A 13,424-nucleotide genomic window follows, 5' to 3' on the forward strand; every position below is an offset into this window, starting at 1 on the left:
ATTCGACTAAATTGAGGTTGGACCCGTCCCGGAACATATCGAAACCAGCGGTAGACAAAAGTAAGCATCTTATCATCCAGATTTCAGTAAGACTCCTAACTTACTACCCTTTAACCGGGGGACCTTCTTAAATGACATTATGCTCCTGGCCGATTATAAAGGTGCTTATAGCCAATACTAAATTTTCCTGACAAAATCACTCAAGGTTATGTAACCTGGATAACACTGACGCCGACTGAAAAACTGAAATTTTATAAAATAGTCCGCTTGAGCGAGCGAAGCGAGTGAAAACGGACCCCGTGCTCCCGAAGCAGAACTCGGGAAGGACCGCGTACTCCCGAGGCGCAATTCGGGCGAGGCGCAATTCGGGAAGTGTATCAAGGGGATCTTATGATAAAAAATGAGAAAATATATTTAAATATGTTATCATAATTTATCATAAAAATGTATTACGGCCTGAAAAGCCGGAAAAATGAACTTATATCTGCAGGCAACAGAGGAATTTAAAATATGCTTCTTCCAAATCCCAATGGACAGTTCCCTAAAATAAGCAACAAAGCCTGGGTTTTCGAGACTGCACTGATAATCGGAAATGTAACTATAGAGGAGAATGTATTTGTCGGGCCAAACGCTGTGCTCAGGGCAGACGAACCGGGCTCTTCAATAGTTATCCGCAGCGGCTGCAATGTGCAGGATAACGTAGTGGTTCACTCCCTTTCCGACTCGGAAGTAAGGATAGGAAATAACACTTCTCTTGCGCACGGGTGCATTGTGCATGGTCCCTGCAAGATAGGAGAAAGCTGTTTTATCGGATTCGGAACCGTAGTATTTGACTGCAATATAGGAAAAGATACGGTGGTCTTCCACAGGTCTATCGTTCGCGGAGTTGAAATCCTCCCGCATAAAGTGGTGCCTGACGGAGCCGCCATTACCAGCCAGAAAGCCGCAAGCGCCCTTGAAGATATCACGGCAGACCTTGCAGAATTTAAAAAATCCGTTGTCAGAGCAAATATTGACCTGGTGGAAGGATATAAAGACCTGCCGCATGAGGACGAAACCGCGCCTTTAAGTATATTGCAGGAAAGCGATACAGGAAAGGCTCAGGACCTTGAAAGTCCAGAGTAACAAAATTTTTTTAACTTCGTTTAATTAAAGAGATTTCCCATCTAGTTTATCCAGAATTTGCTTTCCTGCCTCTGTCAGAGTGTACTTTTTCCAGGTCGTTTTTTCAGGGGTTAAACAATGGATCAAGCCTTTGCTCTCTAGTTCCTTTAAAGCATGACTGATATTCTGCGTAGATCTGCTTACCTCATGAGCAATATCAGAAGCCCGGACAAAGGCATGCTTTTTCATGGATTCCATAAGAATCAAACGGCGGTCAACACTGATAACCCAGTTAAGCAGTTCATCGATTGAGCTTTCAGTCATATTAATTCAGATTCTCCGTCGTATAGTGCTTGATGACATAAACAGCCACATAATATTTAAATATTAATTGTTTGAATCAAATGAAAAAAAGAAGCCGAGACTTCCTACAAAATAATTGAGCGAAAATAGAAAAAAATCGAATGAAAAGTCATAAAAGAAAAGGAATAAAAAGGGAAGATTTCAGGCAAACTTTGCAAGAACTGCCTTGATATCTTCAAAAACCTCATCTATATCCTTCGTACCATCAAGAGTCATCAGGATACCCTGTTTTGCATAGTAATTGATGAGGGGTTGAGTCTGCTTTTTATAAACGTTGAGGCGGTTCTGAACTGCTTCTTCTTTGTCGTCAGCACGCTGAAAAACCTCACTTCCGCAAATGTCACAGACACCCTCTTTTTTCGGCGGGTTAAGAGTCCTGTGGTAGCTCGCACCGCACTTGCACATAAGGCGGCCGCTTATTCTTTCTACCAGCTCTTCGTCAGACACTTCGAGGTTGAGAACAACATCTATGGGCTTATCTATCTCATCCAGAATGACTGCAAGAGCATCGGCCTGAGGGACAGTCCTTGGATAACCGTCAAGGATGAAACCCTTTTTGCAGTCCTGTTCTTTCAGGCGGTTCTTAATGATCCCTATAAGCACATCATCAGGAACAAGATCTCCTTTGTCCATATAGGACTTGGCTGCAAGTCCCAGTTCGGTTCCTTCTCTGACATTTGCCCGCAGGATATCCCCTGTGGAGATCTGCGGGATTCCGTAGAAATCAACCATTTTTTTGGCCTGGGTGCCTTTCCCGGCACCTGGGGGCCCGAAGAGTATTATATTCATTCAAAGATCCCTGTTGTATCCTTTATTTTAATGTTTCCATTCTGTTAGATTCGATTCCTTTCTTCAGGTCAAAAGGAACCCTTACTGCTCCCCGAAGAAAGAACGGATCATCGGGTGCATCTCCATCATCTGCTCGGATGCGATATCCTCATACAGACGGTACACGATACTTACAGTCAGCAGCAGCCCTGTACCGCCAGCACTTCCGAGAGTACCGAGCAGGCTTGCGACCAGGGTAAGAATTCCTATGAAAGCTCCACCTATTACGGTAACTTTTGGAATATAGCGCTGCATGACTTTTTCAATGCTGCCAATGTTCCGCCTGAAACCCGGAATTTGCATTCCGGAATTGAAAATCTTCTGAGCTGTGGGTTTCGCACCCATGCCTGTAGTTTCTATCCAGAAGAGGGCAAAGACAATTCCGCCTACGATAAGCATAGTGGCATCTGTAAAGACGTGAAGCACGATCTGCCAGATAGCAGGCGCGGTAGCATTATAGCCTGCAAAGGACTCCCGCACCAGAGATGGAATCCAGTCATAGGGGCTGTGTATCGGAGCAAGGTAGTACATGATTCCGTTAAGAGGCGTTGATCCGCTGAACTCTCCAAGGAATGTAATTCCCCGGCTGGAGAGAATGATCCCTATCATCTGGATATTAGCCTGAAGAGCCCTGACAAGAATCATTGGCAGGACTGAGGAGTATATGAGCTTGACAGGGAAGCGGCCCCTTGCCCCTCTCACTGCACTGTGGGCAAGAGGGATTTCAATCCTCGTACTCTCCACGTATACCACAAGCAGGAAGATGACAACCGTACTTATCAGTGCCAGAATTCCTCCTCTGACCAGTAAAAACATCAGGCCCTCACCTGAGAAGAGGTAATCTGCCCCGACATTCTGGGCGATGTAAATCCACTTTGGAATCAGCCCGATCGGAAGCCCTCCTTCGTCAGGCACCCAGTTAAAGATCCCTGTAACGATCTGCTGCGAGATCCCCGCAACAATGAAAAGCCCGACTCCTGACCCGATACCCCATTTGGAAACTACTTCATCCATGAAAAGGACCAGTGCGCCTCCAATAAAGATCTGGATCAGGAGCAGGAAGGTGATTACTCCCAGGCCTACACCAAGAGCAGAAGCAAGTCCTGGATCCGGCTGGATATACCCACCAAGGAGCTGCGGCAAAGCCTCCAGTAAGATCATGACAAACACAAGGAACTTCTGAGCCCCCTGGAAGAATGCCTGATCTTTAGGATCCGACAGGTCCATTTTGATAATATCTGCCCCAACAAGAAGCTGCAAGACGATCGAAGCCGTGACAATTGGCCCGATACCTAGAAGAACCAGAGATCCCGATGCGCCCGCAAAGAAGGCACGGTAAGATTCAAAAAGGTCAACAGAGTCCTTGGACATCCCGAAGAGCGGTACATTCGCCAGAGCAAAGTACAGCACCAAAATTCCCAGAGTCCACCAGAGTTTATCCTTAAAGTGGACGTGTTTTTCCGGACTTGCTACTGCAGGTAACTTGTTAAAAAACGGTTCTAACGTATCCCTGAGAGTCATCGATTACACCATTCAAAATATAATATATTCACACTATATAAAATATTAGATTATGTTTTACCATAAGATATTGGTATATAGCACATCTAATATGAAAAAGTTACCAAAAGAATGAAAATAAGTAATGCCAGAATGGCACTACTTATTCGGCATCGATGCAACTTCCGCCGGCTGCCTCAATTTTTTCACGGGCAGATACGGAGAATTCTTCAGAAGTAACTACCAGGTTCTTCGTAACACGTCCACTTCCGAGTACCTTCTCGATTCCGATATTCTCCAGGTTAACATGGTATACTCCATCCCTGACTTCTGCAAGCCCTTCTTCAACAAGGTAAGGAGCAAGTTCGTCAAGTTCTCCCACATTTACTATGGAAACATCTCTAGAGACTGCGGCAGGGCGTTTGAAACCATGCTTCCCGTAGCTGTATCCTCTCAACATCGCTCTTACGAAGTGGTGTTTACAGCCACCGGCTTTTCCGCGACCTCCGCGGTTTCCGGCTCCACGCCTATTTTTATGGGTCCCGCCTCCGCAGGTCCTGGACCCTCTGAACTTCTTTGTATCCATTCCAACCACCTTATCTCATCTTATGCAGGAGCACGTTGATATCTTCATCGTGGTTTCCGAGCACGCCACCCTGCTGTACCGTCCTTTTAATCCCTGCATGTCCTTTTCTTGGAGGGTGAAGCCTGAAAACAGGCTTCAATTTGGGGACGTCCTTAAGGGAAGCTTTTTCTTCAATTACGGCTTCAGCAAGAGCCTCTATTGAATCATAGGCTGTGTTTTCCCGGATATATTCTTCTGTCAGGAGGGAGCCACCTTCGAGTCTTCCACGGTTTTCGAGGATTTCCGCAAGCGTCTTTGCGTCGACTTTCCCGTATGCAACGTAGTCCTTTACCTTCTGAACCATACCTTTGAAATGAGGATTCTCGGGTACAAGCACGCAATGATTGACCTTGTGCAGGCGGAGCATCTTCATGGTATCTTCAATGGTATACCGGACATTAACCTGGCCTCTCACTCTCACAATTGCATACATTTCAGGCTTCCTCCTTAGAGTAGTATATTGGCAGCCTCATGACGTTGACCTTGTTAAGGGCAACAAATGTTGCTTTTGCGAAGTTGAGGGTAGTCCTGGTAGTCCCTGAAGTCTTGGTCCATACGTCTTTGATCCCGGCTTTTTCAAGCACCTTGGTTGCAGTGCTTCCTGCTGCAATTCCAAGCCCTCTAGGAGCCGGAATAAGAGTAACACTTACACTGCCTGCCTTCCCGGTAACTTCATAAGGTACGGTGTGAGGCAGACCGCAGGCGCATTCCCAGGATCCGCAGCCTCTGCGGATGTAGCTGATATCGAGCTTTGCAGCATCAATTGCCTTGCGGATTGCAGGCCCTACCTGCACGTCCTTTGCCTGCCCGAGTCCTACATAGCCATTTCTGTTCCCTACGATGACGGTTGCTCTAAATTTGACACGGCGTCCGGAGTCAGTCATCCTCTGGACCATGTTAATATCGAGCACCTCATCTTCCAGGTCAGGAAGCAGCATATCAATTATCTGGGGTTCCCTTATAGGCAGGCCTGACCTGATTGCTTCTTCCATAGAAGCAACCTGTCCTTCAACGACTAATTTTCCAAGCCTGGTTTTCGGAACCCAATCTTGATCGAATGCCATTTAATCACCTTAACTAAACTCAGCAAAGATTTTCTCTTTGGTTGCTTCAAACTGCTCTGGCAGGTCTGAGCTCTCTTCTCTGTATTCAGCGATGTGCTCTCCCCGAATCCTCTCTTCCGAAGGGAAAACTTCAGGGCTGCAGGGAATTTCGAAACCTGAATCTACAACCCCTTTAAGGGCAGCATAGACTCTGGAACCTGCAGAGGAAGACTGGAGACCTATGTCCAGAATGCCTCCTTCATATCCCTTCTGCAAACTCTTCAGCCCAAACAAGAGCCCTGTAAGGTATGCAGCCGTTGTATTTCCGGTAGCCCCGGTGTAACCGAACTTTGCAAGCTCACTCGAAACGGCTGAGGAATAAGTAATATCCCCGTCGGGGGTTGGAGCTATTAACTGGATCTGAACGTTTCTTGCACTTTTCCTGACAACCACACGGTCCTGCCTTGAGAGCAGTAACTTGAGGCGTAGGTGATAATTAGTGCGTCCTTCTCTTCTTCTTCTAAAAGGAACCTTATATCTTGGTCCTGTTGCCATATCTAGCTCCTCCAGGTTATTCTTTTTTTAACAGTTTTTCGGACCCAAGGTGGGAATTGAGGTGGGAAACGCTTCTGTATTCGCCGCCTTTTGCCTTTCTGTAAAGCCTGCAGTACACGGACTTTTCAAGCGTCCCTTCTGCACGCAGTTCCTTGAGTCTTCTTCTAAGAGCCCGGATCTTTTTGATCCACTGTTCTTTCTTAGGAGTACGGGCTCCTTTCTTACCTTTTCTGGAACCATGACCCTTGCAGTGCCCATACTTACGCTTGGCAGCAAGAGCTCTGGCTCTGCCTCTGCTGACTCCCTTGATCGGCTTGGCTTTAATAGTGCCTTTCTCAATGAGTCCGCGAATATCTTCCCTGGTAATTGCGGAAGCGATTTCCTCGGAGGCTTCGGGGTTAAGCCATACCCTGTCAAGCCCGCATTCAAGAATCTTGGAAGCTAACCTTCTCTGATTGGCCAGGTCTGACATCCTTATTCACCTCTTCCAGGGTTCAGCACTTTAATCCCGAGTTCTTCAGCTTTTGCGAGAATAATGGCTTTCTTTCTTGCGCCCACTGTCGCTGCTATTCTGATAGCCTCATAAGAGGGATCAACAAGCTCAAGTTCAGTAATGCTAGAAATCAGCACATCCGAATAACCGGATGGGTGAAGGCCTTTTACTGCAACAGGGCTTCCGTATCCTACCTGGGCAAGAGCGCCCTTTGAGACATACTTTCGGCGCTGTTTGCCCTGAGAACCCCTCGGACGCCTCCAGTTAGTGTCGAGTCTCTTGAACTTGTGACTGCACGTTCTCTTGAACTGGGGTTTCTTTCCCTTCTGGACCTTTCTCACATTGAATAAGCGCCTGGATTCAGGATCCATGTCAAGGGTGGAAACTGAAGTACTTTCTACCTCATTGAATTCTTCTGCCATCATAACCACCTTAGGCCTTCTGCACGATGTAGATTCCATCCTGGAAAGTCCTCGGATCGAATCTCTTGATCTTGGTCTTCTGTTCAATGTTTGCGGCAGTCTGCCCGACATCTTCCTTGTTGATTCCGGAAATCGATACGTCGTTCCCAGTAACCTTAACCTTTGTCTCGCCAAGGATTTTTGCAACTCTTGGCTTCTTTTCTCCAAGGAAGTTCCCGATTATGAGGGTTTTGCCATCAACTTTTACCTGCATAGGGAAGTGAGCGTACACAATAGTCATTTTGTACTCAAAGCCTTCACTCACGCCTGTAACCAGGTTTTTGATGTGAGAGGTAAAAGTCCCTACCATGGCTTTCTGCTCTTTCCTGGAGGATTCTGCATCCACCAGTATTTCTTCTTCCCTGACTTCGATTTTGATTCCAGGGTACCAGAACTTTCTTTCAACAGTTCCCTTCGGACCCCTGGCTGTAAAAACATCCTGAGAGAGAGAGACGGAAACTCCTTCAGGAATCTTTATTGTTCTTGCAATCTCCTTAACCATTTCCTGTTCCCTCCTCAGTATACATAAGCAAGAAGCTGCCCACCAATCTTCTTCTCACGGGCTTCGTACTGAGAGATAACCCCGCTTGAAGTTGTTACGATAAGGGCGCCAAAGTTCTTTGCTGGCAGAAACTGCTTTTCCCAGCGTTCAAAGCTGTCAGTTCCTACTGAATACCGCGGCTTGATTGCACCGCATTTGTTAATTCTTCCCACAAGGGTAACACTGAAAATTCCGGCTTTTCCATCATCTATAAGCTCGAAATCTCCAATGTAACCAAGATCTTGCATAACCTTCAACACATTGCCAATGTTCTTTGAAGCAGGCCTGATAATACAGGAACTCTTCCCAATGACTTCTGCATTTTTAATTGTGGAAAGGGCGTTTGCAAGAGGATCAAGTAATACCATTTTAACCACCTTACGAATACTTTTCAAAACCCATCTCGTGGGCAATTTCCCTGAAACAGTGCCTGCAAAGGAAGATATCGTATTTGCGAACAAGGCCCTGCCTTCTCCCACACCGCTTGCATACGTTTACTCCTCTTCCGGACTTATCTATAGTCTCTGTCATTTACATGACCTCCACGCCATAGCTTTCGTTAAGGAAAGAAATCGCATCCTCGACTGTGACCCTGTGGCCAGTCGGGACCTTTCTTGTTGCGATTCTCCTCTTGCAGATTCTTTCTCCAGGGCGCTTGATCACAACTGTTACGTCCATTCCGAAAACCCCGATATTAGGATCATATCTCATACCAGGGAAGTCGGTGTGTTCTTCAATTCCGAAAGAGACGTTTCCAAGGGAATCGAACTGGGATCTGGCCAGGGCTTTTTCAACGATACCCAATGCGGTTTCAAGGAACGCCTGGGCTCTCTGGCCTCTGAGAGTTACCTTGCAGCCTATGGGTTCGCTCTTCTTGATCGCAAAAGCCGGGAGAGTTCTTTTGGCAAAGCACCTTACAACTCCCTGCCCGGTGATGGTCTTGAGGATTTCTTCAGCATTTACAAGGTGCTGACCACTTTCTCCAACACCCATGTGAACAATTACCTTCTCAACGACAGGAGTGCGCATAGAATTACTCACTAAGCTCACCACCCAGCCGAATCTCAGGTTTGTCCTCTCCAATCACAATAACGTAATCTTCAATTGTTTCGAAATCCTTTTCCCCGGAAATCGCAACCATATTGTGCCTGGAACTCTTAACTTCCCTGATCTCCGTGATCTTTCCAATTTCTCCTGAGTGCGGGCCGCCTACTATCATTGCCAGGTTGCCGACCTTGAACTGAAGGTGTTTTACGACCTGTTTATCAGGAATTGAGAGAATCAGAGAGTCCTTTGTCCCGTACTCGTGAGAACCAAGAATATTGGTTCCGTCGTTCAGGTTAAGCTGCACTTTTCCTCCCTTGAGGACAACCTTGTTGTTGATTCTACACAGCTTGTTCACCTGCATTTCATTCAATTTGTGGAGTGTCAGACGCCCCTTATCATCCTGGAGCATCCTGTATGCTTCGTTTACGAGCGGGAGTGTAATTACATCAAAGAGCCCCACCGGGAATCTCAGGTCTTTTCTGGGAATTCCATCCACAAGAACCTTACCTTCCGAGAGGATCCTTTTACCTTCCCTGCTGTTATTCACAAGCTTGAGAATGTCTCGGATTATGATTCCGAGAGGAAGACTGCGTGCCTGGCTGTGAGTTCCCGGGCGGGTGGTGGAGACCCACTTATAACCTTTTCTCCCGACCTTCCAGCTTTTTGGGATTGATAATCTTTTCTGGTGTGTCACAAAATCACCTGCCTCACTTCTTAATGCTTGATGCTCTGCGCCCGTCTTTTAGTTCCAGTTTTGTGATCATAACGTTGGAGGGATAGATGGGTCTTGGGACTTCGGTGCCGTCCACTTTGGTGGAAATTACTCCGTCCACGGAAATTGTGCTGTCCCGAAGAGAAACGGCCTGGACCTTTCCTTCAGTGCCCTTAAAATCTCCACGCATAACCTTCACGGTGTCTCCCGCGATGACTGCAGCGCTTCTTGTACCATACTCCTTGGAGAGTACTTCACTGAGCCTTGCACCCATGAATTTTTGTCTGATGTGCAGAGGCGCATTATATCTTGCTTTTCTCTGCTTTCTTGGCTGTTTTGATACCATAATCGCCACCTCAGACAATAATAGATGCCGTGGTCCCGATTTTGGGGAACCTCTCAGCTACTTCTCTTGCCACAGGACCTTTTATGTCCGTGCCTTTTGGAATTCCGTCTTCGTCGGTGATTACCATCGCATTGTCCTCAAAGGACACATGCAGCCCATCAGGACGGCGGAATTCCTGTTTCTGGCGAACCACCACTGCGAGGAGAACCTGTTTCCTCATTTCGGGTGTGCCTTTCTTTACTGAGACGACGCACATGTCGCCAATTCCTGCGCAGGGCATTCTGTTTTTGACTCCCCTGTACTTCTTGACAGAGATAATCTCAACGACCTTGGCCCCTGTGTTGTCTACACACTGAATCTTGGCGCCTGCGTTCAGAGCCCTTGGGATGCTGGAGCGTATGCCTTTCATTTGGGCACCTCCGCCTTGACTACCACATAGGACTTGGTCTTGCTTATACGCCTGCATTCTGCGATCGTGACAATATCACCGACTTTTGCGGAAATGCAAGGCGGGTTGTGTGCGTGAACCTTCGAGCGTCTCTTCTCGTATCTCTGGTATTTCGGCACCATTTTCATGTATTGCCTTTCAATAACTACCGTATTGTCCATCTTGCTGCTGACCACGGTACCCACAAGGATTTGACCTCTTACAGGAAGTGTTCCGTGGAAGGGACAGTATAAATCGTCACATTCTTCTGATGGCGCCGGTATATTCAATCCAATGTCTCTTGCCATGAGTTTAGCCCCATTTACGTAATTTTTTGATGTTCTTGATCCGATTCTCGGGTTGTGAGAGCAGCAGGTTTCCCTGAATTTTAACGAGCATATCGGATCTGCGGCCTTTTTCTGAGAGCTCAGCAGGGATCCGGAAGAGAATTTCCGAATCCGCCTTTGGAATCTTCAGTTCCCGCGACTTCGAGTTTTCTACGATTAACATATTTTTTGTTTCGTTTATCACTCGTCCACGGGTCCCTGTCAATGATGGATTAGTGGAACGAATCACCTTAATTTCTAGCCCTATCAATTCATGATAGATAAGGGTAGAAGGTATTATTTCCACTTTAGATTTCATTTAGCTCATGCTGAATTGTCTTTATCCGGGCAATGGTTCTCCTGATCTCGCCGATCCGACCCGGATTGTCAGGAGCCCCGCCTGCAGAGGTAAGAGCACGTTCCCTGATCAGCTCATTTTTCAGGGTATCGAGCTCGTCAGCCCTTTCCTCAAGTGACATGGTCCGGATTTCACTGGTTCTAAGGATTGCCATTATTCCTTAGCCTCCTTGTGAACCCGTGCCATCGGATGCCAGTAGTCGTAGCTCTCATGCTTGTGCTGCCAGACACCATTGACCTGTCTTCGGACTTCTTCCGAGCCCTCGACATAGATAAGTTCGGCTTCTTCAAAGTCTTCGGATGCCTCAGGCTGGGCTTCTTCCTCAGCTTCCTTAGGTTCCTCGACGACTTCGACTACCTCTACAACTTTCTCGGGTGCTACTGCAGGAGCTTTGGGTTTTGCCGCGCGTTCCTTTTTAGGGGCTTCAGCAGATTTCTCAACCGACTTTTCGGCAGGCTTTTCAGCGGGCTGCTCATCGACAATCTCGCTTGCTTCCTTCATCCTGAAGGAGTCAGGCAGGACAACGTCCGGCTGAATAATCCTGACTTTACACCCAAGGGTTCCGAGCTTTTTGATTGCTACTGCAAACCCTTCGTCTACGACCTCTTGTACAGGATGTCCGGAATGCTTTACGTGTCCATCAATGAATTTTTCAACTCTTGACCTGGAACCTGTAAGCTTGCCAGAGATTATGACTTCACAGCCGAGTGCGCCGGCACTCATGACTGCACGAATGGTGTTGTGTCCAGCCTTTCTGAAGTACCATCCTCTTTCAATTGAAGATGCAAGCCTGGACGCCATCATCTGGGCGTTAAGTTCAGGTCTCTTAACTTCCTGGGCGTCAATCTGCGGGTTTTCGAGGTTGTATTTGGTTGCAACGTCCCGGGTAAGCTTTCTGATGACCTTCCCGGCTTTCCCGATTACCATTCCCGGCTTTTCGGAATAGATAACAATCTGGGTGCCCATTGGGGTCCTGTTAAGTTCCATGCCGCCGTATCCAGCTCTGTTCAGCTGTTCTGCGAAATACTCGTCCATGGAGGCCTTGACATACCCATCATTGACGAACTTTCTCTCTATTGCCATTTAGCGCACCTCGGAAAGAATCATCTCGATATTTACAGTTTCCGTGTCTTTGGGAGTAGCCCGTCCTCTGGCTCTCGGCATAAACCCGTGAATTACCCTTCCGCGCTGAATAGCAACATGGGTAATATACATGTTTGCGGGTTCAAGGCCTTTATACTCGGCATTGCTTTCTGCGTTTTTCAGGACTTTGAGGATCTCCTTTGATGCATTGACAGGGTATCTGCCTGCAGCCATTGGACCTTTCCTGTGCCCTGTGCCTTCGTGGTGTCTCTTGAAGGGTACTGCCTTTTTAAGGGCAATTACGTCTTCCAGATACGACCTTGCTTCAGCAGCTTTCATGCCTTTGATTTTGCAACAGATCTCACGGGACTTTTTAGGGGAAATGTGAAGTTCAGAACCCATCGCCTTAGAGGTAATCTCAGGGTCTCCATTAACTGAATAATCAATTCTTGCCATTCCCATTCACCTCATTTCAGCGGCACGAACCTGCTTGAACGGGTTGCTCCCACGCCGGCACTGCCGTGTGAAACCTTTGATCTTGTGGGTGCAAATTCTCCGAAGCGGTGTCCGACCATTTCAGGCTGGAGTTCCACACTTATAAATTCTTTTCCGTTGTGGATTTCAATAGTCTGCCCGATCATTTCTGGAAGGATGATAAGATCTCTGTGGTGAGTCCTAACTTTCTTTCCTTCCTTGAACTCGTGCAGAACTTTTTTCTGCCCGTCTGTGAACCCGCGTTTGATGCTCCTGCGCTCTCTTGAAGGCAGAAGTTCTGCAAACTCTTCAATACTCAGTTCCTGAAGTTCTGAGACGGTTTTCCCGCGGTAGGTGAACTCACCCTTTCTCTTCGGTAACCTTGATGATGATTTTTTTACCATAACGAATACCCCTCATCAGCGCTTCATTCCGGTCCTTCTTGCTGCAATCAGTCCGACCTTTCTTCCGGGCGGGGCGTTTCTGCTAACAGTTGTGGGCTTTCCCGGGTGTTTCCAGGCACCTCCACCGAACGGATGGTCACGTGGGTTCATGGCAACACCTGAAACTCTGGGATACTTTGCAGCTCTTGTTTTCAGCTTGTGATACTTTTTCCCGGCTTTGAGCCATGGTCTGTCTACTCTGCCGCCCCCTGCAACAATACCTACAACTGCCCTGCACATTGGGTTAAGCCATTTGATAGAACCTGAAGGCATTGCTATTGCAGTCCTGGTTGGCTCATGAGTTACAACAGTTGCATATACCCCAGAGGAACGGACGAATTTACCGCCGTCATTTGGCTTTGATTCTATATTGCAGACAAAGAAACCTTCGGGCACGTTTCCGATAGGAACTATATTTCCTGGCTTAACCTCAGCATCGTCTCCGCACTCTATTATGTTTCCGACTGCAACACCCTCGGAAGCCAACAGGAAAAGTTCTTCCCCGTTTTCAAATGCAACTTTTGCAATTGGGGCTGAGCGGGCAGGGTCGTGCTCGATGTCTATAACTTTCCCTTGAAGGGAAGTATTTTCATCAACACGGGGATGCCTCAGATCTGCCTTGTACTTGTGAGAAGGAGCTCTGTAGGTCGGAGTACCTCTACCCCTATTTTGTGATATGATTCTTTTACCCATAC

Annotated in this window: 24 protein-coding genes; 1 reads left to right on the plus strand and 23 read right to left on the minus strand. The window is 47.3% G+C overall.

All coding sequences use genetic code 11. The annotated features are described in order from the left end of the window. The first annotated feature begins 510 nt into the window (after positions 1-510). The gene (locus RG963_RS04155) at positions 511-1,125 is read left to right on the plus strand and encodes an LbetaH domain-containing protein (RefSeq protein WP_310575021.1); all 615 of its coding nucleotides are present in this window, start codon (positions 511-513) and stop codon (positions 1,123-1,125) included. Positions 1,126-1,149: 24 nt separating this feature from the next. Here the strand turns inward: RG963_RS04155 and RG963_RS04160 are convergent, their stop codons facing one another. The 23 genes from RG963_RS04160 to RG963_RS04270 form a co-directional block, all read right to left on the minus strand. Continuing rightward, on the minus strand, positions 1,150-1,428 hold the full coding sequence (locus tag RG963_RS04160; RefSeq protein WP_310575022.1) for a winged helix-turn-helix transcriptional regulator: 279 nt from the start codon (positions 1,426-1,428) through the stop codon (positions 1,150-1,152). Between the two features lie 180 nt (positions 1,429-1,608). Then, the gene (locus RG963_RS04165; RefSeq protein ID WP_310575023.1) at positions 1,609-2,256 is read right to left on the minus strand and encodes an adenylate kinase; all 648 of its coding nucleotides are present in this window, start codon (positions 2,254-2,256) and stop codon (positions 1,609-1,611) included. An 81-nt stretch (positions 2,257-2,337) separates the two neighbouring features. Beyond that, the gene (secY, locus tag RG963_RS04170) at positions 2,338-3,816 is read right to left on the minus strand and encodes a preprotein translocase subunit SecY (protein WP_310575024.1); all 1,479 of its coding nucleotides are present in this window, start codon (positions 3,814-3,816) and stop codon (positions 2,338-2,340) included. Between the two features lie 142 nt (positions 3,817-3,958). Continuing rightward, entirely contained in the window at positions 3,959-4,381 is a 423-nt protein-coding gene (locus tag RG963_RS04175; RefSeq protein ID WP_310575025.1) for an uL15m family ribosomal protein, read from the minus strand. Between the two features lie 10 nt (positions 4,382-4,391). After that, positions 4,392-4,853 carry a 50S ribosomal protein L30 gene (locus RG963_RS04180; RefSeq protein WP_310575026.1) on the minus strand — a complete coding sequence of 154 codons (462 nt, stop codon included), beginning with the start codon at positions 4,851-4,853 and terminating at the stop codon, positions 4,392-4,394. 1 nt (position 4,854) lies between these two features. After that, a complete protein-coding gene (locus RG963_RS04185; protein ID WP_310575027.1) occupies positions 4,855-5,484 on the minus strand; it encodes a 30S ribosomal protein S5 in 630 nt (209 codons plus the stop codon). A gap of 9 nt (positions 5,485-5,493) precedes the next feature. Continuing rightward, complete coding sequence (locus RG963_RS04190) at positions 5,494-6,018, minus strand: 50S ribosomal protein L18 (RefSeq protein WP_310575028.1); 525 nt, start codon at positions 6,016-6,018, stop codon at positions 5,494-5,496. Between the two features lie 16 nt (positions 6,019-6,034). Next, positions 6,035-6,490: a 50S ribosomal protein L19e gene (locus RG963_RS04195; protein WP_310575029.1), complete on the minus strand. Its 456-nt coding sequence runs from the start codon at positions 6,488-6,490 to the stop codon at positions 6,035-6,037. A 2-nt stretch (positions 6,491-6,492) separates the two neighbouring features. After that, a complete protein-coding gene (locus tag RG963_RS04200; protein WP_310575087.1) occupies positions 6,493-6,933 on the minus strand; it encodes a 50S ribosomal protein L32e in 441 nt (146 codons plus the stop codon). Positions 6,934-6,943: 10 nt separating this feature from the next. After that, positions 6,944-7,474, minus strand: a complete 531-nt coding sequence (locus tag RG963_RS04205; protein WP_310575030.1) for a 50S ribosomal protein L6 — start codon at positions 7,472-7,474, stop codon at positions 6,944-6,946. A 14-nt stretch (positions 7,475-7,488) separates the two neighbouring features. Beyond that, the gene (locus RG963_RS04210) at positions 7,489-7,881 is read right to left on the minus strand and encodes a 30S ribosomal protein S8 (protein ID WP_310575031.1); all 393 of its coding nucleotides are present in this window, start codon (positions 7,879-7,881) and stop codon (positions 7,489-7,491) included. Between the two features lie 10 nt (positions 7,882-7,891). Beyond that, the gene (locus tag RG963_RS04215) at positions 7,892-8,044 is read right to left on the minus strand and encodes a 30S ribosomal protein S14 (protein WP_310575032.1); all 153 of its coding nucleotides are present in this window, start codon (positions 8,042-8,044) and stop codon (positions 7,892-7,894) included. Continuing rightward, on the minus strand, positions 8,045-8,542 hold the full coding sequence (locus tag RG963_RS04220) for a 50S ribosomal protein L5 (RefSeq protein WP_310575088.1): 498 nt from the start codon (positions 8,540-8,542) through the stop codon (positions 8,045-8,047). Positions 8,543-8,546: 4 nt separating this feature from the next. Continuing rightward, positions 8,547-9,254: a 30S ribosomal protein S4e gene (locus RG963_RS04225; protein WP_310575033.1), complete on the minus strand. Its 708-nt coding sequence runs from the start codon at positions 9,252-9,254 to the stop codon at positions 8,547-8,549. Positions 9,255-9,267: 13 nt separating this feature from the next. Further along, a complete protein-coding gene (gene rplX / locus RG963_RS04230; protein WP_310575034.1) occupies positions 9,268-9,618 on the minus strand; it encodes a 50S ribosomal protein L24 in 351 nt (116 codons plus the stop codon). A gap of 10 nt (positions 9,619-9,628) precedes the next feature. After that, positions 9,629-10,027 (minus strand): 50S ribosomal protein L14, encoded by a 399-nt coding sequence (rpl14p, locus tag RG963_RS04235; protein ID WP_310575035.1) that lies wholly within the window; start codon positions 10,025-10,027, stop codon positions 9,629-9,631. Then, complete coding sequence (locus tag RG963_RS04240; protein ID WP_048138486.1) at positions 10,024-10,353, minus strand: 30S ribosomal protein S17; 330 nt, start codon at positions 10,351-10,353, stop codon at positions 10,024-10,026. Before RG963_RS04240 ends, rpl14p begins: the two co-directional genes overlap by 4 nt. A gap of 4 nt (positions 10,354-10,357) precedes the next feature. Beyond that, the gene (gene rnp1, locus RG963_RS04245) at positions 10,358-10,690 is read right to left on the minus strand and encodes a ribonuclease P protein component 1 (RefSeq protein WP_310575036.1); all 333 of its coding nucleotides are present in this window, start codon (positions 10,688-10,690) and stop codon (positions 10,358-10,360) included. Then, positions 10,680-10,883, minus strand: coding sequence for a 50S ribosomal protein L29 (gene rpmC / locus RG963_RS04250; RefSeq protein ID WP_310575037.1), 204 nt, complete (start codon positions 10,881-10,883; stop codon positions 10,680-10,682). Before rpmC ends, rnp1 begins: the two co-directional genes overlap by 11 nt. After that, positions 10,883-11,812, minus strand: coding sequence for a 30S ribosomal protein S3 (locus tag RG963_RS04255; RefSeq protein ID WP_310575038.1), 930 nt, complete (start codon positions 11,810-11,812; stop codon positions 10,883-10,885). Before RG963_RS04255 ends, rpmC begins: the two co-directional genes overlap by 1 nt. Next, positions 11,813-12,268: a 50S ribosomal protein L22 gene (locus tag RG963_RS04260; protein WP_310575039.1), complete on the minus strand. Its 456-nt coding sequence runs from the start codon at positions 12,266-12,268 to the stop codon at positions 11,813-11,815. It abuts the gene before it with no gap. A gap of 11 nt (positions 12,269-12,279) precedes the next feature. Continuing rightward, a complete protein-coding gene (locus RG963_RS04265; RefSeq protein WP_310575040.1) occupies positions 12,280-12,690 on the minus strand; it encodes a 30S ribosomal protein S19 in 411 nt (136 codons plus the stop codon). Positions 12,691-12,705: 15 nt separating this feature from the next. Next, the gene (locus tag RG963_RS04270) at positions 12,706-13,422 is read right to left on the minus strand and encodes a 50S ribosomal protein L2 (RefSeq protein ID WP_310575041.1); all 717 of its coding nucleotides are present in this window, start codon (positions 13,420-13,422) and stop codon (positions 12,706-12,708) included. Between the last annotated feature and the right edge of the window lie 2 nt (positions 13,423-13,424).

Origin of the sequence: Methanosarcina baikalica (assembly GCF_031461075.1) — an archaeon.
GTDB lineage: Archaea > Halobacteriota > Methanosarcinia > Methanosarcinales > Methanosarcinaceae > Methanosarcina > Methanosarcina baikalica.

Excerpts from the sequence above, each read along its gene's own strand:
- RG963_RS04195 (WP_310575029.1), bottom strand. The coding sequence starts at position 6,490 with ATGTCAGACCTGGCCAATCAGAGAAGGTTAGCTTCCAAGATTCTTGAA.
- RG963_RS04255 (WP_310575038.1), bottom strand. The coding sequence starts at position 11,812 with ATGGCAATAGAGAGAAAGTTCGTCAATGATGGGTATGTCAAGGCCTCC.
- RG963_RS04165 (WP_310575023.1), bottom strand. The coding sequence starts at position 2,256 with ATGAATATAATACTCTTCGGGCCCCCAGGTGCCGGGAAAGGCACCCAG.
- RG963_RS04210 (WP_310575031.1), bottom strand. The coding sequence starts at position 7,881 with ATGGTATTACTTGATCCTCTTGCAAACGCCCTTTCCACAATTAAAAAT.
- rnp1 (WP_310575036.1), bottom strand. The coding sequence starts at position 10,690 with ATGAAATCTAAAGTGGAAATAATACCTTCTACCCTTATCTATCATGAA.
- rplX (WP_310575034.1), bottom strand. The coding sequence starts at position 9,618 with ATGGTATCAAAACAGCCAAGAAAGCAGAGAAAAGCAAGATATAATGCG.
- RG963_RS04260 (WP_310575039.1), bottom strand. The coding sequence starts at position 12,268 with ATGGCAAGAATTGATTATTCAGTTAATGGAGACCCTGAGATTACCTCT.
- RG963_RS04190 (WP_310575028.1), bottom strand. The coding sequence starts at position 6,018 with ATGGCAACAGGACCAAGATATAAGGTTCCTTTTAGAAGAAGAAGAGAA.
- RG963_RS04220 (WP_310575088.1), bottom strand. The coding sequence starts at position 8,542 with ATGCGCACTCCTGTCGTTGAGAAGGTAATTGTTCACATGGGTGTTGGA.
- RG963_RS04240 (WP_048138486.1), bottom strand. The coding sequence starts at position 10,353 with ATGGCAAGAGACATTGGATTGAATATACCGGCGCCATCAGAAGAATGT.
- RG963_RS04155 (WP_310575021.1), top strand. The coding sequence starts at position 511 with ATGCTTCTTCCAAATCCCAATGGACAGTTCCCTAAAATAAGCAACAAA.
- RG963_RS04185 (WP_310575027.1), bottom strand. The coding sequence starts at position 5,484 with ATGGCATTCGATCAAGATTGGGTTCCGAAAACCAGGCTTGGAAAATTA.
- secY (WP_310575024.1), bottom strand. The coding sequence starts at position 3,816 with ATGACTCTCAGGGATACGTTAGAACCGTTTTTTAACAAGTTACCTGCA.
- rpmC (WP_310575037.1), bottom strand. The coding sequence starts at position 10,883 with ATGGCAATCCTTAGAACCAGTGAAATCCGGACCATGTCACTTGAGGAA.
- RG963_RS04200 (WP_310575087.1), bottom strand. The coding sequence starts at position 6,933 with ATGGCAGAAGAATTCAATGAGGTAGAAAGTACTTCAGTTTCCACCCTT.
- RG963_RS04175 (WP_310575025.1), bottom strand. The coding sequence starts at position 4,381 with ATGGATACAAAGAAGTTCAGAGGGTCCAGGACCTGCGGAGGCGGGACC.
- rpl14p (WP_310575035.1), bottom strand. The coding sequence starts at position 10,027 with ATGAAAGGCATACGCTCCAGCATCCCAAGGGCTCTGAACGCAGGCGCC.
- RG963_RS04180 (WP_310575026.1), bottom strand. The coding sequence starts at position 4,853 with ATGTATGCAATTGTGAGAGTGAGAGGCCAGGTTAATGTCCGGTATACC.
- RG963_RS04160 (WP_310575022.1), bottom strand. The coding sequence starts at position 1,428 with ATGACTGAAAGCTCAATCGATGAACTGCTTAACTGGGTTATCAGTGTT.
- RG963_RS04215 (WP_310575032.1), bottom strand. The coding sequence starts at position 8,044 with ATGACAGAGACTATAGATAAGTCCGGAAGAGGAGTAAACGTATGCAAG.
- RG963_RS04205 (WP_310575030.1), bottom strand. The coding sequence starts at position 7,474 with ATGGTTAAGGAGATTGCAAGAACAATAAAGATTCCTGAAGGAGTTTCC.
- RG963_RS04265 (WP_310575040.1), bottom strand. The coding sequence starts at position 12,690 with ATGGTAAAAAAATCATCATCAAGGTTACCGAAGAGAAAGGGTGAGTTC.
- RG963_RS04270 (WP_310575041.1), bottom strand. The coding sequence starts at position 13,422 with ATGGGTAAAAGAATCATATCACAAAATAGGGGTAGAGGTACTCCGACC.